Genomic DNA, 18610 nt, shown 5'->3' on the forward strand with positions numbered 1-18610 from the left:
AGCTCCGAACCGAGCCCGAAGTGGTGGCGGAAGTGGTGTCAGGGCTTCAAGAGTCCGCCCACCCACCAGTCGTGCGGTTGGCCATCGTTGGCGATGCTGCGGTTGCGGAGGGTTCCCTCAAGGGCGAAGCCGAGTTTCTCGGCAAGTGCGCGCGAGGCCGTGTTCCCGACCATCGCCCACCACTCGATGCGGTGTGCCTCAAGCGCGGTGAAGCCCCACTCACATAGCGCCCGCGCGGCCTCTGTCGAGTACCCGCAGCCCCGCTGCTCTTTGGCGGCCCAGTAGCCGAGTTCGTAGACACCCCGGCCGCGTGCGGACAAGCAGCAGGAACCGACCAAGGCGTCGTTGTCCTTGCGGAACGCGCCAAGGATGTGATCGTGGTCCGTCGCCCAGCCCTTGGCGACAACCTCCTTGACGTACTTCTCTGCGTCCTCGCGCCGGTACGGCGACGGCACCGGCGTGTAGTACTGAATGTCCGCATCTTGGCAGGCTTCGTACACCGCATCCGCGTCGGAGGAAGTGAAGGACCGCAGCAGCAGGCGGGGGGTCTCGAGCGTCACCGGATCCATAGCGGAAGTATTGCCAGTGTCGGCGAGCGTGACCAACGGATTTATCTCCCGACCGGGTGTGACCAACGACGGTCCGCGGCCGGGTCTCCACCTGCACACGCTCGGATGGCCATGTCCTGTTATCCGATTGCCGCGCCTGGCCGTGCGGGAGGACTATGCGGGAATGCGCTTCTCCATCAACATCCCGAACTTCGGGGACTTCGCCGATCCCAGGACGGTGGCGACCGTCGCCGCAGCGGCGGAACAGGCGGGCTGGGATGGGCTGTTCGTCTGGGACCACGTTGTGCACAGACGGCACCAGCGGCCGTTCGGGGATCCTTGGATGTTGCTGACGGCCGCAGCGCTGGCGACGTCGCGGATCAGGCTGGGCACGCTGGTCACCCCCGTCGCCCGGCGGCGTCCGCAGCAACTCGCCCGCCAAGTAGCCACCTTGGACACCCTCAGCGGCGGCAGGGTCATCTTCGGGGCGGGTCTGGGCGGTCCAATCGAGGACGAGTACGGCAGCTTCGGCGACACAACCGACCTCCTCGTACTCGCCCAACGCCTCGACGAGGGACTGCACTTGCTGCAACGCTACTGGTCGGGCGAGCCCGTAAACCACGACGGACAGCACTACCAGGTACGAGACGTGACCTTGCTGCCCGCCACCGTGCAACACCCCCGACCGCCGGTCTGGATTGCCGGATTCTGGCCGAACCGCCCGCCGATGCGCCGCGCCGCCCGCTGGGACGGCGCGGTCCCCTTGTTCGCTTCCGCCAGGCACGGCCACGTTCCGCCCGTCGACCAGGTCCGCGACCTGATCGCATACCTTCACCAGCACCGCGACGACCAGAAGGACAGTCCCTTCGAGATCGTCCTCGGCGGCGCGACTGCCGGCGAGGGCGCGAAGGCGCGCGACTTGATCGGGCCATTGCTGGACGCCGGCGCCACCTGGTGGGACGAACGGCAGCTCCAGGGCAGCGATGAACTCGACCAGCTCACGCCGGTGCTGCGCCGCATTGAGCAGGGGCCGCCGGCCCTTTACTAACAAGGGCCTTACGGAGCGTCACCGGGGCACGGCAACACGATCGACTTCACGGAATCTGTGCCTGAACCCGTTCACCCTGCCAAAAACAGGCTGTTCCGAACACGACGCCACTGCCCGAGCTGGTCAACGCGTTGTCCGGGACAACCCGCGGTCCGCGCCACCTGCGTGACGGAGCATCTCTCTGGGGGACAGCGCGCCTTCGGGTTAGCGGAGTGCGGCTGCCCGCACGGTCCGTTCTCTCGCGGCTACGAGCTTGAAGTCGATGTTTGGGGCGAGCGGTTCGATGACGCTGCTGAGCCTTCCGGCAGACCTCGTCCAGAGTCTCGGTGCCCCCGCCGGCCGCTCGGCTCATCCCGAGGGTTCGTAAGCACATACATCTGCGGGGCCAGGCTGCCGATCAGCTGACTGAGCTTCAGGATCGCCTCGACGTGCGTCAGGGTGGCGCTTGGCGCTCGATCAGCCGGCGCCAAGTTCCTCCGTCTGTGCTGGGAAAGCCTGTCGCAGACTGATCAGCTCGATCCCGCGCGGCCGAAGCGACCGCAGCGCGGCGGAGTACGCGGTGGTCTGTCCAGTGGCATCGGCGAGATCAGGCAACAACCGTGCCCCGGCCTGCCCGACCACCCCCGTTCCGTCGGCGGATACGACGAACTTGGGACGTGAACCGACTGGCCTGCACGCAGAAAGTGCCTTCCTCTGGTGACGACAGGCCCCCTCGACAAGACTCATCGTCCCAGCTCAGAAGGCACCTTCACCTTCCCGCTCAAAACCCGACCGCACACCAAATGAAACGGCGAGGCTAGAGTCGGTCGCATGACGGAGGCACCTGGCCATGACCGCGGCATGCGGTCACGCGACGCGATCCTCGACACCGCCACCGAGCTGATGTCGCGGCACGGTTACGCCGCCTCGTCCATTTCGATGATCTCCGCCGCATGCGGCCTCCCCGCCAGCTCCATCTACTGGCACTTCGGCAGCAAGGACGGCATCTACGTCGCGGTGCTCGAACGCGCCAGAATTACCTTGCTGGCAGCCCTGCCGTCGGTCGAGGTACCCGGCGCGGACGTTGCACAACGGCTGAACAACTTCCTCGAAGCGGTCAGAGACGGATTCCAACGCCACCCGCACGGCCTGAAGCTGCTGCTCGGGCTGGGCATGTTGCAGCAGAACGCCAGTAGGGCGGCCGTGGCCGAGCTGCACCACTACCGCGACGCCCTGGCTGCATGGGCCCAGGACTCCCTGAGTGTCGTCTTCGACCTGCGCGGCCGCCCGGAGGTGTCGGACGAACTTGCCCGCTTCACCCTCAGAACGGCGAGTGGAACCGCCGTTGCCCGTTGGTTCGAACCAATCACTGACTTGGAGACAGAGCCGCTTCACGTCGCGTTGATGGCCTTGGCGGCCCACCACGGCGTTCCCCTGGGAAAGGCATCCGCGGGGGCCCCGCGTCCCGGAAGTGTCGCGAACCGGTAGGTCGCCGCCAGACAGACGAGGCCGCCCCGCACTGCCGGGCACGCCTGGCCGCGGGCCGAGTGTCCCGCCGGTGCTCGTGACCATTACTCGCGGAAAGCACCCCCTGAAGCACGAAGCCCATGGCCCGGCCGGCACACCGTGCGCGCGCTCATGGGTCACGTGAAGGGGATGCCAACGCGGAATTTGCCGCCTGGGCTTGCGGGGGTGGCTCGTGGGCGCGTTCGACGGTGCAGTGGCCCACCTGATGGGCCGTGAGCAGGCCGACGATCTCGGTTCGCACCGCGCTCCACACCCTGTCCGGATCCGCTCCGGGGGTCGGCCGTATCCGCACCTGCAAGGTGGTGGGATTCATCTGCACGATCTGGAACAAGTCGACGTCAGGGGTACGCTCGGTGACGGTCTCGAATGCCATCGGCACGATACGGACGGACTCGCCGTCTCGGCGTGAGAAGGACAGCAGGTCCGCGGCGCGGCCGCGGACCTTGATCGCGGGCAGCGGGTCCCCGCACGGGCATGGATCCGGACGCCACAGCACGCTGTCGCCCATGTCGTAGCGCAGAATCGGCTGCGCCCATCGGCACAGGCTGGTCAGCAGTACGGTGATGGACTGATGGCCGGGTGCGGTGGGGCGATAGGCGGCATCGACCGGCTCCAAGATCACCCAGTCGCTGTGGATATGCAGCCATCCCTGTAGGCAGCCGTACCCCAGCGCGGGGGCCGGGACGGCGGCCTCACCGTACGGGGCGAGGCCGCCGAAGGGGCCCGTCGGAGCGGAAGTGGACCCGCTCCGTAGAGCGACGAGGCGCCCGTCAGGAGGTGCCGGAGGGCTGCCAGAACGTGCAGCGGTGGTCGGCCGCGAAGCCGGTGGTGGGAGCGATCCGGTCCGGGGCGAGTACCTGGATGCGGTCGCGGTCGGCAGCGTATCGCGGCCAGATGGCCGCTCCCGGCCCGTTGGGGTTGCCGGTGGCGGCGAACCTGACCCAGTAGCCGGCCATCGTGGCGGACAGCCGGCGCTGGGCGGGAGTCAGTAGTGGCAGAGCGTTCATCGGGAACAGGTAGGCCAGTTCCGAAGCGTGGAACGCGCCCTGCGGGGTGTGTGGCGCGGGGATGAACGGCGGCGCCTGGGGATCGTTGAACTCGTAGGCGTAGACGGGCACCCGGCCGCTGTACAGGCGGCTGTCCGCTCTCGCCGGGCAGGCGAACCGCTGGTCGGTGCCGACGGCGGAATAGGCCAGGTTGGGGGACGGGTACGCGGAGGCCGGGTACGTGTCGAGGACGGCGGCCGCCCGGTCGGGATGCTGCAGTCTGATCAAGGCGGCGTACGTCTGGGGCGTGAGCGGCCCGCCGCCGAGCAGGTCCACATACAGCGCTGTGAAGTACCGGTACTCGTCGTGGGTGCTGCCGCTCAGTGTCGGCACCGCGTTCACCCGCCCCGCAGCCCACGCCTTGTCCGGCGAGACCGGAAGGATGCTCGGCCCGGTATTGGCTCCCCACAAGGGTGGGGCGGCCCCGGGGGCGCCGCGGATGAGCTCGGTGGTGGGTACGGCACGCAGGCAGGCAGGGGCGGTCGACGGGGCGGTGCAGCCGACCGAGGCCGCGAAGCTCTGCCCCTTCATCTCGGCCGCGGCCAGGGTGAGCGGGGTGAGAGCGCCGTGGGATACGCAGCTGCCGCTCTGCTGGACGGCCCGGTGGAACAGGCCCTTCGCCGTCGGCGAGGTGATGTGGAGGCAGGTGTCGACTGATCCGGCGGACTGGCCGGCGAGGGTGACCCTGGTCCGGTCGCCGCCGAACGCTCCGATGTTGCTCCGTACCCACCGCAGCGCGGCTTGCTGGTCCATCAGGCCGTAGTCACCCGAGGCATGGTCCGCGCTCACGGCCGACAGGGCGGGGTGGGAGAGAAACCCCAGTGCTCCGAGGCGGTAGTTGACCGTGACCACGACCACGCCCCGCGCGGCCAGCGCCGCGCCGTTGTAATCGCTTCCGGCGCCGTAGGCGTTGCCGCCGCCGTGCAACCACACCAGCACTGGCAGGGTCCTGTTGCCGGTCCGGGCCGGGGTCCACACATTGAGGTATAGGCAGTCCTCCGTGGTGCTGCCGGTCCGGTTGGAGTCACCTGGCAGGACCGGTCCGCCATCCGGGAGGAGCGTCAGCGGTAATTGGGGACAGGGGCTGGCCGGTGCGGTGGCGTCCCGTACGCCGGACCACGCTGCGGCCGGCTGGGGCGGGCGCCAGCGCAACTCCCCTGTCGGGGAGGCAGCGAAGGGGATGCCCTGGAAGACCCGGCCGCCATCGGGACCGGCGGCGCCGCGCACCGTGCCGTGCGTGGTGCGGACGACCAGAGGGTCGTGTCCGGAGTCGGCGGAGGCTGCCGGGGGTGCCGTGATCGACAGCAGCAGTGCCGCGACGGCGGTCACGGCGCGGGTCGCGGTGCGGCGCACGCTGCGGGATCTCATCGGTCTCCTTCTGTTTCCTTCGGTGGCGGACGCGAGCACACGGCGGGTGCCTGTCTGGTGCTCCCGTCGCAGCAGGGTTACCGGTGTCACTGCGTGTGTTCGTAGGCGCCGATGTCGCAGGCGGCGCCTTGGGGACGGGGGACGCCGCGCTGGTCGGTAGCGGGGCAGTGGGCGGCCGCGTCGAGGCCAGGGCTGCCGGGCAGCAGCGCGTTGGTGTCTGTGGGCCCGCCGTTGTCGGCGAGAGGTCCGACCAGCGGCGTACGGCTTGGCAGGTCGCCCGCGGCGGTGAGGTGGCAACTGCCGTCACTGTCGATGTTGTGACCATGCGATTCGATGTCAGCGAAGACCTTCTTGCAGTCACCGGACGCGTCCTCGCTGGTGTTGCCTGCCACGATCGAGTTCTGCAGGGTGAGATGTCCCAGTGGCAGATCGATGATGTCGGTGATCGGCGAGGGCAGGCTGTCCAGGTAGGCGGGCGCGATGTTGATTCCGCCGCCGCCGTCGGTCGAGCTGTTGCCGGTGATGGTCGAGTTGAGGATCTTCACGGGCCCCAGGCCACGGATGTCCACGCCCCCGCCGTAGCCGCCGAGGCTGCCGGGACGGCCGCCGGGATCGATCACGCGGTTGTCGGCGATCGTCGAGTTGACCACTGTGCCGCTGTCGTCGAACCTGATTCCCCCGGCTTCCCCCGCGATGTTCCCGCTGACGGTGCTGTCGATCAGGTCCAGGTGCGAATCCGGGGTGTTGAAGAGGCCGCCTCCGTATCCGGCGGAGTTCCCGGTCACGGCAACCCGCCTCAGGGTCATGTTCTTGTCGTTGGCGATGCCGCCGCCACCGGTGTCGGTGATGGGCACTTCGCGCTGCCTGGCGACTCCTCCGGTGACGGTGAGGTCGGACAGCCAGGTGTTCGCCCGCATGCGGAAGGCCCGGTCGATGCGGTTGGCGTCGATGATGGCGGTACGCGTGCCGGCGCCCCGGATCGTGGTCGGCGCATTGACGTTCAAGTCACCGGTGCTCGGGTCGGGGTGCGATCCGATGACCAACAGGGGGTTGGGCGGGATGGTCAACCGGTACCGGCCGGCGGGCAGCGTGATCGTGCTGCCCGGCCGGGAGTTGGCGGCCATCACCGCCGCGCGGAGACTGCACGCACCGGCCGCGGTGCGGCAGACGCCGTCCGACGGGTCCGCGTCCACCGCGTCGGAGGTGGTGTCCACGGTGAACTCAGTCGGCCCGGCGGCCTTGGCCGCGGCAGAGACGGAGGCGGAGGCGGAGGAGGCGGCGGCGGCCAAGTTCGCCAACGTGACGAGTACGACGACGGCGAGTGCTCCTGGGGTGGCTCGGTTGCTCATCTGGTGAACTCCTGTCCGCGAAGGAATGCTGACTGGTGCTCCGACTGGCAATGTCTGCCGGGGTTTCACGACCTGCCGGGATCGCTCCGAGGCCGGTCTGGGCTGCGGGGTGAGCAGCCGTGGAGAAGGAAAGCGCGGACGAACGCAATCGCCACCGCCGAGTGCGGGAGCGAAAAACCATTTCGGCTCGCCGACGGCCCCGCCGGGCACCGCTGCGCACCACGGCCCAAGCCCACCTGGTGTCACACCGACCTGCCCGTCAAAGCCGTCCCCTGCGCAGGCAGGACGACGCGTTCTCGGCGACAACCCTGCCTCTCTGTAGTGAGCGTTCCATTCACAGTCGGAGCTGTCTACAGAACTGACAGGGAAACAGCGGCCATGGCCCGAAGTCGTATTGATCGGCCCTCGGACGACCGGGGAGGTGCGAAGCGCGACGAACAGCGAGTTCGTTATGCCGTTCGCGCGCGAACGCGGCGCAGCGGCCCCGGACCGTTGGCGGCAGATACGTAGCCGCAGGTGTTGTAAGAGATGGGCAGAATCAGCAGCTCACAGACTCTTCCGGCGGTCGACCCCCACGGAGCAGCTGGCCACCGAAGGGCACGTATCACTCAACAGATCGGGATGGCGCACCAAAGCGGCCAAGGTGTCAGGCACCCGGCCACCGGCATTGCCTTCACCCCGGAGCTGATCGTCAGCGAGCTGGTCACCAATGCCGTCCGCTAACGGCACCGGACCGGCGGGACGCGTCGGCGGCATAGACCTCCGCTCGGTGGGCTTGGACCTCGCCGGTCGTCAGTCCATTGCCGCAAGTGAGATGACCATCTCGTCGACGCCGGACAGCCGCTTCTGCAGCAGGTGCCGTCTCGTGCTTCGCGCCGACGCCCACTGCCCGGCGCCGCGGCCGCGACGCGATCGCAGGACGGTGCGGCCGGGCTCGGCGCATGTAGCGGCCGGGTGGGCGCAGCGGAAGCGGCGGCGCAGCTCAGCGACGGCGTAGGGATCGTCGTCGTGCAGCAGACGCAGCAGGACGGCGTCCTTGTCGCCCTGCGGCAGCGCGCTGATCCAGGTCTCGTACGCAGCGCTGGTGAGGTCGGGGCCGGGGTCGGGCAGGAGTGCGGCGGCGACCAGGTCGGGGTCGATGCGCAGGAAGGTGGCGAGATCGGTGAGGGAGTCGGGCAGGGATGCCAGGCCGGCTGGCAGCGGCGTCGATCCGTCCGCTCATGGCGGTAGGGAGGGTCAGCAGATCGGCGGCGGTGTCCTGGGGGCAGGCGGGGCTCGCGGCGGTGGAGAAGGTTCCGCGTCCCTGGCGGACCGCGGACGAGGCCTGCGTCCCAGAGCGCGGATGGCTTTCTGCACGGTCAGGCTGGTGGCTCCGGAGGTCCGCATGAGGTGGCTCTGGGACGGCAGGCGTTCGAACGCCGACAGCTCCAAGCCATCGTCGCCGTCCGGGGCCTGACGTGTCTCTGGAGAGGCGCGGTCGTGCTCACGTGGCTGAGAGCTCTGGCTCCGTACCGCTCCTCCGGAACCGGTGGCTGGTCTCCCGAGGGTAATCTCCGTGGCGATCGTCCCCCACAGGCCGTCGAACCACGCCTGCGACCGCGTCACAACGGTCACCTCCTTGGTTCCGCCACCGACTTCGAACGGGAACAGCACGGAATCGCTGCCGAGCGCGTCATAGATCTCGGTCGCCGTCTCCGCGATCTGCCCCTCCCGCTTCTTGACGGTGTGGTACCCGAACAACGCCTCGGAGCGGTTCAGCAGATACAGCTTTACGGGTGGAGTGAACGGCAGGGCCCTCAGCGTCACTTTGACGTCGATGCCGCGGGTGCTGCGCAACGCCCGGAGGCTGGAGCGCAACCCCCCCGGCCGTGGCCGTTGCGCAGCGAAAGCCAATGCTCGCAAACTGATGGGCCGAAGCGCGAAGAGCCGCAGACCGACGTGGCCGAGGGCAATGACGTCGTGCGCGGGTGCTCGGACTGGAGGACAGCGACGACCGCTCCCTGTTCAGGCGCTCGCAGGAATGGCGGGTCGGCCGGGCCGAGATTCCCGTCGCCGTTTTCCAGCAGCGCGTCACCGGGTTCCTTGAGCCGATGCGTTCGACCATCGCCGAACTACCTGTGAACTGCGGCGAGTTTCAGCTCACCGAGGTCACGATCGCGCCGAGGTCAGCGCGAAGGGCCAGATCTCCTTGCTGGGCTACGGCGGGGAGCTGGCGGGCTCGTCGAGCCTGACGTTCACGTTCACACGCGGGACACCCGAATAGCCGAGTGTCGTGCTGGCCGTCTCGGTTCGGCTTACGCAACGGTCAGCTGGATCCACGCCGGGAGGAAGTTCTCAGGCGGCAGACGGGTGACGCCCCAGTTGCGGCCGCTACGAGTATCGGCGAGCCGGGGAGTGTGGTCCGCGGCTGGGAGCCGGGAGCATCGGTTGACGACGTGGTGCGGCAGCGCGGCCCCCGGTGGAGCGTGGTGCGGGAACGGAAGGTGGAAGGGATGGGCCCGCACCACGCTGGCCTGTCGGCGCCAGGGCGCCTCCTCGTCAGCATGACCCACGCCCAAGGGCCCTACCCCTGACCGATAGGCGGCGTCCACCGCACTTCACCCGGCAAGGCCGATGACCTGGAGTTCACCGGCGCGGCTGAGCCGGGCGACGCTGCAAGCCCACAAGAAGCGTTTCCGTTTGCCAGTCCGCGAAGAGCTGCGGCAGTTTCTCCGCCTTGCGGCCCGGGCCGCGGTATCAGCGCATGAAGGCACGTGTGCCGGGCCCCTCGCGGCAAGGCGGCCACCGGCGGTACGTCCCGGAGTCGCGGGGAACCCACAGGCCGACGAGGTGCCCCTACGAAGGACAGTTACCGGGATAGCGCTGCATCACGGTTAGGAGGCAGCGCTTCGAGGACCCCGTACGACTAAGGGCCGTGGAGGGGTCTCGCCAGGCATGGGGATCCGGCCGCACGCTCGGACGACTGGAGGGGGCGCCCTGCCCCGGCAGGTTGATGGGAGCGGAGGAGGGGCGTGACGCAACGGATCTCACCCGAACACGTGGAAGAGGTAGCCGAGTTCTTCGGGAGGGAACAGGACGCGTTGGTGCGGCACGCGACTTGGCTCACCTGGGGACTCCGACGTGGCCAAGGACCTGGCCCAATTGGCCTTCATGGAGGCCGCGCGCCAGTGGGAGACGGTGCGGGATCTTGGAGCGGCCTCCCGGCGCCGCTGGCTGCGCCGGGTGTCGGCGAATAAGTGGTTCGACGAGCTGCGACGCCGCACGAGGTTCCGCAGCCTGCACGATGCCCTGGCTGTGCCAGAGCTTGACCAGCGTCCCGACCCGGCAGCGCAGGCTGAGGCCCGGACCGCGTTGGAGGCTGCGCTGGGGGCGATGGAACGCCTCCCGCACCGGCGCCGGGTGATCGCGCAGCTGTACTGGCTGGCGGACTACTCGACGGCCGAAATCGCCGAGGTATTGGGCGTGGCGTCATCGGGCGTGCGCAAGCAGCTGGCTCTCGCGGCTCAAACGATCCGGTCGGCCGTGCAGCCGTACGTCGACGTACCCATGGCCGCCGAGTGCCTGTATCCGGTCGCAAAGGCGGCCGCAACGAAACCGGTCACCGGGGAGGAGGGCGGATGATGGACCACGAGAACCGGCGCACCGACCAGGACGAGGCCACCCTGTCGCTGGGGGAGCTCCTGCGCCAGGCGGACGCTCTGATCCCGTCGGGGCTGGACACCGATCACCAGCGCAGGCGGGAGCAGCTGGTGGCGTGGATGACGGCCGACGTGGGGGAAGAGGACCACGACGATGACGGCCTCGACTTGTTGCCCCGCGCCGAACCGGACCGGGTCGCAGGGGCGCCCGTGGCCCGCGCGGAGCGCACCCCGACCTCCCCTGCACCGCGTGGTGGGTCCTTGCCGGATGCCGATCCGCCGGCGTCGCCACTGGTGCGGATCTGCCCCCGGGGGGGCTTGACCGTCCGGGGCACAACGCGGCCCGAGGCCGACGCCACCGCAGCGGCTGGCAGCTCGCGGCCGCAGCGGCCGCTGCCTTTGCGGGCTTCCTGTTGGTCGGCGTGCCCGGGCCCGACGGCCTTCTCGCCGCCCTTGCGGCGACGCCGACCGCCGTGCAGGCGACGTTCCCCACACTGCCCCCGATGCCGTCCGTTTCCGGAGGGTGGATCGCCCAACTCGCGTCGGTCCCCAAGACGGGCGGCACCGCAGCTCGTGACCAGGCATTGGCGGTGATCCGTTTGAAGGTGCCGACCGCCGAGGTCCTCGACAGCAACGCGTTCGCCTCCCTGCGGCCTGGCTACTGGGTGGTTTACGAACCCGGGCCCTACGCCTCCGGGGCCACAGCAGGCGACTTCTGCCTGCGGGTCGGGCTCACCAGCAGCAACGACTGCCGCGGACGCTACCTCTCCCAGTACGCGGCCGACGTATCCATGGCGTGCGAACCAAACGCCCACAGGCAGCCCGCGTCCTGCCGGAGGGGGAGGGAGCAGGAATGAGTGACCCGGTCCGGGGCGGTGATACCCGCCGGGCAGCCCGTCCGGCTCCCGGCAAGCGAACTCGGGTGACCGGACGGTGCCCGCCACCTGTATCGGAGTACGTGAAAGGAACGGACATGGCCCTGTCCACACTTCTCCTCGGATGCCTCCTGATCACCGTGTTGCTGGTCGGCGCCGCAGGCGTCGCCTGGGCGACCTACCGTCAGCCCTCCCTGCGCCAACCTCTGCAAGCGGCCGCGGCGTTCATCATGCTCGCGGTGACCGTCGTCGGTGTCCTGGTGGCGGTCGCCCAGCCACCGGCCACAGGCCGTGAACCGGTTCCCACCACTGAAAGCACCTACGACCCCGTCCCACGTGCTCCCGGCCCGTAGCAACCTCCTTCGGCGACTCCGAGCAGGGCGTTGATGATGCGGCGTCGCCGGTACGCACCGTGAGGGTGTGCGGTTCGGGGATCGTGGACATCCGGCTCACGCCGAAGGCCTGGCCGCTGAGTGCGGTCGGGCCCTTCGGCGACTGGGACTATGCCTCGTCGGGGGGGGACGATCTGGAGGGTGACCTCGGCCTGGGGGGCAGGTTGAGCGCGAAGGCGCGCAGGGCGGCGCGCTGCTCGCGTTCGGTCATGGTGCCCCAGATGCGGGCCAGGCGCCCTGCCCATGATGGTCGGCGCAGGTCGTTGGCGCATGACCTGCCGGGAGCCGGTGACCCGCATTGTGGTCACCGGCTCTTTTGGGTATAGGAACCCACCAACACCGATCAGTCACCAAGCATGTGTGCACGACTACTTGAGGGTCTGTCGGCACGCACTCACCGCAGGGTTCTCCGCTGCGGTTCCACGGCTCATCGGCCGATCAGCTTGTGCAGTACGGGGATGCTGACGCCGAAGCCGGTCACGCCAGCGAGCAGCGCGGCGGCGGCCGCGTCCGTGCTGTAGAGGGTACGCATTCCGGCAATCGCCCCCCCGTGAAGGAAGCCATCAGGAGGACGATGGCGGCATGAGCGGTGAGCAGGGGGCCGGGGTCCTCGGGGCCCGGGTCGGAGGGCGGCGTAGCAGCGGCGGTCACGTGAACTCCCTTTCTGACCGGGGTTTCTGTCGGTACCGCTACTACGTCCTATCGGCCCAGGTACCCCATGAATTTTTCCGCCCATACTCGTTCCAAAGATCTTGCGAAAGGCCGTGGGGTGCCCGAGGCCCAGCCAAGTACCCTGCAGCCGGATTGAGTTCGCCCAGGCGTACTCGGGTCCGCGGACACCGCGGCGCTGACGTACGTCGAGCAGCAGGCGGACGTCTGCGTGCCGCAGTCGTTGCAGGAAGGACTCGCCGTCGAGGCCATAGACGCCGATTGTCACCATTCTGAGCACAGGCAATCACCCATCTGCCTGCTACTCGTGCCGGTTCAACCGGCACGAGTAGCAGGGGCGGCGAGGTCGCATCACGCGACGGCGGTCCCCTCAAGCTCGACCATCTGGCCGGGGATCGCCAGTCGCGCCACCTCGAGCATCGTGGAGGTCGGCGCCACCCCGGCGGCACCCAACCGCGCCGCCAGCACGCCGTAGTGCTGGAAAAGCAGATCGACGTCGGTCGTGTAGACGTTGAGCCGGACGAGGTTCGCGAGAGACATGCCGGCCTCGCCGAGCACGGCCTCCAGGTTGTCGATGCTCAGCGTCAACTGCGCCGAAATGTCACCGTCATGCTGGGGCTTGCCGTCGCCGCTCATCGCGGTCTGCCCCGAGATGTACAGGGTCCGTGTGTGCCCGGAGACGACCTCACCCTGGTTGAAACCCATCTCCACCGACCACGTCACCGGGTTGACCGCCGTTCGTTCCACTGCCACATCAGCTCCATTCGATTCATCGGGAGTACGTACGTCCATCGGCTCGGTAGCCGCCAGCTTTGACGTCGCGTCAACGAGCCTCCCAACAAATCACGACACCCTCAGTCATGTATTCCGTTAAAGTTCTCGTATGCGTGCCGACCGGTTGGTCTCACTGGTGCTACTGCTGCGCCAGCGCGGTCGGCTGACAGCGGACACGCTGGCCCGCGAGCTGGAGGTATCCACCCGTACCGTGCTGCGCGACATCGAGGTGCTGTCCGCGGCCGGCGTCCCGGTCTACGCCGAACGCGGCAGGCACGGCGGTTTCGCGCTGTTGCCCGGTTTCCAGACCGAGCTCACCGGACTGAACCACGACGAGGCTCTCGCCTTGCTGACCGCCGGATCGGGGCGCGGCGAGCAGGTATTCGGCCTCGGCTCGGCGCTCGCTTCGGCCATGCGGAAGGTGGTCGACGCGCTACCCGAAAGCCACCGGGCCTCCGCGAGCGACGCGGCCCAGCGATTTCTCGTCAACCCGGAGACCGACCTGCTCTCACGCCGGCTGGTCATTGAGGAGGTACTTGACACCACAATGATCGAGGTCAGGCGCGCGGTGCTCGCCGGACACAAGCTGCGCATCCACTACGCGGCCACAGGCCAGACACCACAGTGGCGCACGGTGGACCCGATCGGCCTGGTCACCGTACGCGACCGGGGCTACTTGCTGGCCACGAGATCTGGCGCGGACCGCACCTACCGGCTGTCGCGGGTGTTGGCCGCCGAGGAACTCCCCGAAACGGCACAGCGACCAAACCGGGTCGATCTGGACCGGATCTGGCGGGAACGCTCCGCGCAGTTCCTCTCCGGCGGCGACCACATCACCGTGCTGGTACGGGTGAACCCGGCGCGGCGGGAGGACCTGCTGGACACCGCGCTGGCTGTCCGCGCAGAAGAACCCGACGCAGACGGCTGGCTGCGGCTGGAGGTGACCTTCCAAGATTCCCGACACGCCGAATGGGCGCTGTGGCAGCTCAGCACGGACGCGGAAGCCCTGGCCCCGCAGTCGATGCGCACCTCCCTACGCAACCGCGCCGCCGCGATTGCCACCCGCTACGGAGACTCGTCCTGAGAGTGAGAAGCCAACTCATTTGGCTAACTGATCATTTCGGAAACAGTTGGGTGCAGGGGCTTGGCGGTTGAGGTTGCCGACGGCAGAGTTCTGCGGGTGTCGGATGATCTTGTGGCTGATGAGCTGTGGGAACGTGTCGCTCCACTGCTGCCGCCCCGTCTACCGCGGCGCCGGCGATACCCGGGGCGGCTGCCGGTGGACGATCGGGCTGCCCTGCGGGACTGGACTGAAGCAGGCGTCTGGCCCCGCCTGCACGCGGTTCTTCTGACGGAGCCGCGGCGGGCCAGCCTTGTGAACCTCGACGACGCAGCGGTCGATGGCTCACACGTGAGGGCCTTGAAAGGGAGGCTCACACCGGACCTTCGCCGTTTGACCGCGCCCGGCCCGGCTCCAAGCACCACCTGATCACCGACCGGCACGGAACGCCTCTCGCCGTCTCGCTGACCAGCGGCAACCGTCACGATGTCACCCAGCTCATGCCGCTGCTGGACGCCATACCCCGCATTCGCGGCCGCCGGAGCAGGGCATGCCACCGGCCCGGACGGCTGTTCGCCGACCACGGTTACGACTACGACAAGTACCGCCGGCTTCTACGTGCAGGGGGCATCACACCGAAGATCGCCCGCAAAGCCACAGCACACGGCTCCGGCCTGGGAAAGACCCGCTGGGTCGTCGAGCGGACCTTCGCCTGGCTCCACCAGTTCAAGCGACTGCGGATCCGCTACGAGATACGAGCCGACCTCCACCTGGGGCCCTCCAACTCGCCTGCAGCATCATCTGCTTGCGACGCCTCCGAACCTCATCCTGAAACGATCAGTTAGCCGTCCGGGGGGTGCCTCTATGTCCTTCGTCAAGCCTGCGTGGGTCATGCGGGGGTCGCTTCCGGGGTGCGTGACTCGTAGAAGGTTCCGTCTCGGAGCATGGCGAACAGGACGCTGATGCGGTGGCGGGCGAGCCGGAGGAGGGCTTGGGTGTGGGTTTTGCCGCGGGCTCGCTGCCGGTCGTAGTAGCTGCGGGAGGCGGGGTCGTGCAGGGCCGCGAAGGCGGAGAGGAACATGGCGCGTTTGAGGAGTCGGTTGCCTGTTCTGGGGGCGTGTTCGCCGTGGATGGACGATCCGGAGGACTTCGTGGCCGGGGCAAGGCCGGCGTAGGAGGCCAAGTGGGCGGCGGTCGGGAAGGACGATCCGTCGCCGATGGTGACCAGCAAGGTGGCGGCGGTCCTGACACCGACTCCGGGCATCGAGGTCAGGACCTGGGAAAGAGGGTGCGACTCCAGCAGCTCGCTGATCTGGGCTTCCAGAGCGCGTCGTTGTTCGTGGACGGCGGCGAGCGAGCGGGCCAGCGAGGGCACCACCACGTCCAGGGTGGTGGTGCCCGGGACGACGACGGTCTGTTCGTCGAGCGCGTCGAAGATGTCGTTGACCAGGCGTTCGGCCATGCGCGGGGCCTTGGGCCGTATCAGGTTCACGAGCCTGCGGCGTCCGGCCTTGCGCAGGGCGGCGGGCGAGCCGAAGCGTTCCAGCAGGTGCGTCACAGCCTGGTGGTCCAGGCGGGGCCCCAGTACTCGCTCCAGGCTCGGGTGGAACTGGGTGAGCAGGCCGCGGAGCCGGTTGCTGGTGCGGGTGGCCTCGGCGGCGAGGTCCTGGTCGAAGCCGGTCAGGACGGTCAGCTGGGCCGCGGTCTCGTCGGCCAGTTCCAGGGCCCGCAGGGTGTGAGGCATGGTGCGGGCGGCGTCCGCGATCACGTGCGCGTCGCGGGCATCGGTCTTTGCCTCACCGGGATACAAATCGGCGATCCGCCGCATCGCCAGCCCTGGCAGGTAGGCCACGTGGCAGCCGGCGTCCCGGGCCACCGCGAGCGGCAGGGCGCCGATCGATGCGGGCTGGTCCACGATGACCAGCACGCGGCCGAACCTGGCCGTGAGCTTGTCGAACACGGCCCGCAGTTTCGGCTCGCTGTTGGGCAGCCGCTTGTCGTAGACGGTCTTGCCGCCCGCTGTCAGGCCGTGGCCGTGGTGGTCGCCCTTGCCGACGTCCAGGCCGAGGAAGACCGCGATTTCACCGGTGTCGAGCACCGCACCCCCCGAGGGTGGTCGTTCCGTCCCGGCCTCACCCACCGGCACCGAGCGCGCGCATCCACGTTACGCAGACCTGCCACCCTTCAACGGCCGGGCGTTGCGCTCGGCCGGGTGACGGTCGGGCCTCTCATCAGCGGTCAGACGGTGCCCCGGACCCGGTGACACCACCCCCCAGGTCATCGCTTCGACAGGGGGCAACAGTCATGCCGGGCCCGGAGGCCAGGAGCCCCGTTTCAGGGCCACGAAGAAAGTAACGGGGCGGCAGTGGGTGGTGAGGCCAAACAGGGCGAGGGTGAGTCAGCGGTCGGTGCGCCGGTAAATCCGATCGCAGTCAAGTAGACGAGCCCGCGATCCATCCCCCGCAGCCGGCATGGGACAAGATCGTGAGACGAAGCGCCCGGGCGTTCACCACAGTGGATCTTGAGGCTCCGAGAGGGCGTTAAGTCCCTTCTCTCTCGGTTCGTGATCGCTCGTTCGGGTACTGATCGCCGTGCGGGCTCGCCGTTAGGCATGGACATGCCGAGATGCGGGGCGTGGAGCGAAGACCGTATCCGAGCTACTTGTCGGACGAGCAGTGGGCGTTGATCGAGCCGATGATCACGGCCTGGAAGCAGAAGCGGGTGAAGCGGTCGGCGACCGGCGATCCGGGAACGTGCGATCTGCGGGAGGTCGTGGACGCGATCTTCTATCAGAACCGGACGGGCTGTCAGTGGCGCTACCTGCCCAGCGATCTGCCGGCCTGGTCGGCGGTGTTCTACTACTTCACGCTGTGGCGCGAGGACGGGCTCGACCAGCGGATCCAGGAACTGCTGCGCTGTCAGGTGCGGGAGAGGGCCCGCCGATTGGAGGACCCGTCCCTCGTGGTCATCGACACGCAGTCCGTGCGTGCGGCCGCGGGTGTCCCGAAGGCCACGACGGGACTGGACGCGAACAAGAAGACGCCGGGCCGCAAGCGGGGGCTACGGTGGACGTCCTGGGACTGATCATCGGCGTGGTCGTGCTGGCCGCCTCGGCCCAAGACAACGCCGCCGGCACCGCCCTGCTCGACCAGGCAGCCGAACGCTGCGGCAACCGCCTGGAGAAGGCCCTGGTGGACCAGGGATTCAAGGAGGAGGTCGTGATCCACGGCGCGCTGCAGGACATCACCGTCGAGACCGTCTGCCGCAACCCCGACGATCGCGGCAAGGGCTTCGTCCCGCAACCGAAGAAATGGATCGTGGAACAGGCCAACGTGACCTTGATGCTGCACCGGCGCCTGGCCCGCGAGTACGACCCACCGGCCCGACAACTCCGCCTCGCGCGTCTACTGGGCCTCCACCGCCAACTGACCCGCCGCCTGACTACACCCGCACCGGCCTGGCGCGACACCCTCGGGCTGGCGGCATGAACGTCACCGAACTCCTGCAGGACCTCCAGGCCCAGCACGATCAGGCAGCGACCCGAGCCAGTGAGCTACGCGACCAGATCGAGCATCTCACCACCGCTCTCGCCGAGACCGAGGCCCGCCTCGCGGACCTGGCCACCACCCGGAAGATCATCGCTGAACACGTACCGGCCGAGACCGGGCCCGAACCCGAGATGGCCACCGCCTACCAGCAGATCGTGAACGCCTTCCACCAGCACCCCCACCAGACAATCCAAGTCCGCGAACTGCACGAACTCCTCGGCATGCCCACCGCCGACCCAGCCATGAACGTCACTCGCAGCCGCCTCGGACGCCTCACCCGCCAAGGCTTCCTCACCCAACCCGGACGCGGCCGCTACCAGAAACGGACTTAACGACCTCTCAAAGCCCGTCTATCCCTCGAACACTGGAGCCAGGTTCAGGCGGACCCCTCCAAGGCCGACCGGGACAAGTTCCACAAGGGCGAGCCCGCCCCGCACAAAGCCAAGTTCGAGTTGCGGTGCCAGTCCTCGATCGGAGAGCAGGCCCACACTCCCACTGCAAAACCTCAACGGCCGTCAGAACAAAGCGAGATAACCAGTGCCGGAAGGAAGGTCGCCCCCACGGTAGGGAACAACGCCTCCCGTAGCCGCAGACATAGCCAGGCGTGGATGGTCTCTGTGCTGCGCAGCGAGGCGGGCATGGCCGGAAGCTCGCCAGCGGTCAGCGGAGCGGGCACGGCAGATGGCGGCGCCCAGAACGGCCGCGGTTTGCGCCGAGTTGGGCCTGCGCCCGTGCAGCGGCGTACTGCAGCCTCGGCCAAGAGCACAAGCCCGCTTACACCCCTTCGGG

The 18610-nt window shown here is 68.5% G+C and carries 15 protein-coding genes and 2 pseudogenes; 10 read left to right on the plus strand and 7 right to left on the minus strand.

The window, feature by feature from the left end:
* Positions 1-38 precede the first annotated feature (38 nt).
* Complete coding sequence (locus QFZ67_RS01425) at positions 39-569, minus strand: GNAT family N-acetyltransferase (RefSeq protein ID WP_307659263.1); 531 nt, start codon at positions 567-569, stop codon at positions 39-41.
* A 163-nt stretch (positions 570-732) separates the two neighbouring features.
* On the opposite strand from QFZ67_RS01425, the gene QFZ67_RS01430 reads away from it, so the two are divergent.
* Positions 733-1596, plus strand: a complete 864-nt coding sequence (locus QFZ67_RS01430) for an LLM class flavin-dependent oxidoreductase (RefSeq protein WP_307659264.1) — start codon at positions 733-735, stop codon at positions 1594-1596.
* An 810-nt stretch (positions 1597-2406) separates the two neighbouring features.
* The gene (locus QFZ67_RS01435) at positions 2407-3063 is read left to right on the plus strand and encodes a TetR/AcrR family transcriptional regulator (protein WP_307659265.1); all 657 of its coding nucleotides are present in this window, start codon (positions 2407-2409) and stop codon (positions 3061-3063) included.
* 148 nt (positions 3064-3211) lie between these two features.
* Here QFZ67_RS01435 and QFZ67_RS01440 read toward each other — a convergent pair whose 3' ends face one another.
* The 3 genes from QFZ67_RS01440 to QFZ67_RS01450 all read right to left on the minus strand — a co-directional run bounded on the left by QFZ67_RS01440 (position 3212) and on the right by QFZ67_RS01450 (position 6865).
* Positions 3212-3724 carry a hypothetical protein gene (locus tag QFZ67_RS01440; RefSeq protein WP_307659266.1) on the minus strand — a complete coding sequence of 171 codons (513 nt, stop codon included), beginning with the start codon at positions 3722-3724 and terminating at the stop codon, positions 3212-3214.
* 148 nt (positions 3725-3872) lie between these two features.
* On the minus strand, positions 3873-5516 hold the full coding sequence (locus QFZ67_RS01445) for a carboxylesterase/lipase family protein (protein WP_307659267.1): 1644 nt from the start codon (positions 5514-5516) through the stop codon (positions 3873-3875).
* A gap of 86 nt (positions 5517-5602) precedes the next feature.
* Complete coding sequence (locus tag QFZ67_RS01450) at positions 5603-6865, minus strand: choice-of-anchor Q domain-containing protein (protein ID WP_307659268.1); 1263 nt, start codon at positions 6863-6865, stop codon at positions 5603-5605.
* A gap of 954 nt (positions 6866-7819) precedes the next feature.
* On the opposite strand from QFZ67_RS01450, the gene QFZ67_RS01455 reads away from it, so the two are divergent.
* Entirely contained in the window at positions 7820-8095 is a 276-nt protein-coding gene (locus QFZ67_RS01455; RefSeq protein WP_307659269.1) for a hypothetical protein, read from the plus strand.
* 6 nt (positions 8096-8101) lie between these two features.
* Here QFZ67_RS01455 and QFZ67_RS01460 read toward each other — a convergent pair whose 3' ends face one another.
* On the minus strand, positions 8102-8701 hold the full coding sequence (locus QFZ67_RS01460) for a hypothetical protein (protein ID WP_307659270.1): 600 nt from the start codon (positions 8699-8701) through the stop codon (positions 8102-8104).
* Between the two features lie 1284 nt (positions 8702-9985).
* On the opposite strand from QFZ67_RS01460, the gene QFZ67_RS01465 reads away from it, so the two are divergent.
* The 3 genes from QFZ67_RS01465 to QFZ67_RS01475 all read left to right on the plus strand — a co-directional run bounded on the left by QFZ67_RS01465 (position 9986) and on the right by QFZ67_RS01475 (position 11731).
* Positions 9986-10486, plus strand: coding sequence for an RNA polymerase sigma factor (locus tag QFZ67_RS01465; protein ID WP_307659271.1), 501 nt, complete (start codon positions 9986-9988; stop codon positions 10484-10486).
* A 439-nt stretch (positions 10487-10925) separates the two neighbouring features.
* Positions 10926-11360 carry a hypothetical protein gene (locus QFZ67_RS01470; RefSeq protein WP_307659272.1) on the plus strand — a complete coding sequence of 145 codons (435 nt, stop codon included), beginning with the start codon at positions 10926-10928 and terminating at the stop codon, positions 11358-11360.
* A 116-nt stretch (positions 11361-11476) separates the two neighbouring features.
* Positions 11477-11731: a hypothetical protein gene (locus QFZ67_RS01475; protein ID WP_307659273.1), complete on the plus strand. Its 255-nt coding sequence runs from the start codon at positions 11477-11479 to the stop codon at positions 11729-11731.
* A gap of 1059 nt (positions 11732-12790) precedes the next feature.
* On the opposite strand, the gene QFZ67_RS01480 is transcribed toward QFZ67_RS01475, so the two are convergent.
* Positions 12791-13186 carry a RidA family protein gene (locus QFZ67_RS01480; protein WP_307665700.1) on the minus strand — a complete coding sequence of 132 codons (396 nt, stop codon included), beginning with the start codon at positions 13184-13186 and terminating at the stop codon, positions 12791-12793.
* Positions 13187-13322: 136 nt separating this feature from the next.
* Here QFZ67_RS01480 and QFZ67_RS01485 point away from each other — a divergent pair, with 136 nt between their 5' ends.
* Complete coding sequence (locus QFZ67_RS01485) at positions 13323-14297, plus strand: YafY family protein (protein WP_307659274.1); 975 nt, start codon at positions 13323-13325, stop codon at positions 14295-14297.
* Positions 14298-14393: 96 nt separating this feature from the next.
* A pseudogene (locus QFZ67_RS01490) lies at positions 14394-15105 on the plus strand (IS5 family transposase).
* 57 nt (positions 15106-15162) lie between these two features.
* On the opposite strand, the gene QFZ67_RS01495 reads toward QFZ67_RS01490, so the two are convergent.
* The gene (locus tag QFZ67_RS01495) at positions 15163-16371 is read right to left on the minus strand and encodes an IS110 family transposase (RefSeq protein WP_307659275.1); all 1209 of its coding nucleotides are present in this window, start codon (positions 16369-16371) and stop codon (positions 15163-15165) included.
* Positions 16372-16907: 536 nt separating this feature from the next.
* On the opposite strand from QFZ67_RS01495, the pseudogene QFZ67_RS01500 reads away from it, so the two are divergent.
* Positions 16908-17761: pseudogene (locus QFZ67_RS01500) on the plus strand (IS5 family transposase).
* Positions 17758-18153, plus strand: coding sequence for a hypothetical protein (locus QFZ67_RS01505; RefSeq protein ID WP_307659276.1), 396 nt, complete (start codon positions 17758-17760; stop codon positions 18151-18153). Before QFZ67_RS01500 ends, QFZ67_RS01505 begins: the two are co-directional and overlap by 4 nt.
* The last annotated feature ends 457 nt before the right edge of the window (positions 18154-18610 follow it).

The sequence above is a fragment of the Streptomyces sp. V1I1 genome (assembly GCF_030817355.1).
Lineage (GTDB): Bacteria > Actinomycetota > Actinomycetes > Streptomycetales > Streptomycetaceae > Streptomyces.

Bases quoted from the DNA above. Each gene is read 5' to 3' on its own strand.
- QFZ67_RS01485 (WP_307659274.1), top strand. From the start codon at position 13,323: ATGCGTGCCGACCGGTTGGTCTCACTGGTGCTACTGCTGCGCCAGCGC.
- QFZ67_RS01435 (WP_307659265.1), top strand. From the start codon at position 2,407: ATGACGGAGGCACCTGGCCATGACCGCGGCATGCGGTCACGCGACGCG.
- QFZ67_RS01475 (WP_307659273.1), top strand. From the start codon at position 11,477: ATGGCCCTGTCCACACTTCTCCTCGGATGCCTCCTGATCACCGTGTTG.
- QFZ67_RS01445 (WP_307659267.1), bottom strand. From the start codon at position 5,516: ATGAGATCCCGCAGCGTGCGCCGCACCGCGACCCGCGCCGTGACCGCC.
- QFZ67_RS01425 (WP_307659263.1), bottom strand. From the start codon at position 569: ATGGATCCGGTGACGCTCGAGACCCCCCGCCTGCTGCTGCGGTCCTTC.
- QFZ67_RS01450 (WP_307659268.1), bottom strand. From the start codon at position 6,865: ATGAGCAACCGAGCCACCCCAGGAGCACTCGCCGTCGTCGTACTCGTC.
- QFZ67_RS01430 (WP_307659264.1), top strand. From the start codon at position 733: ATGCGCTTCTCCATCAACATCCCGAACTTCGGGGACTTCGCCGATCCC.
- QFZ67_RS01505 (WP_307659276.1), top strand. From the start codon at position 17,758: ATGAACGTCACCGAACTCCTGCAGGACCTCCAGGCCCAGCACGATCAG.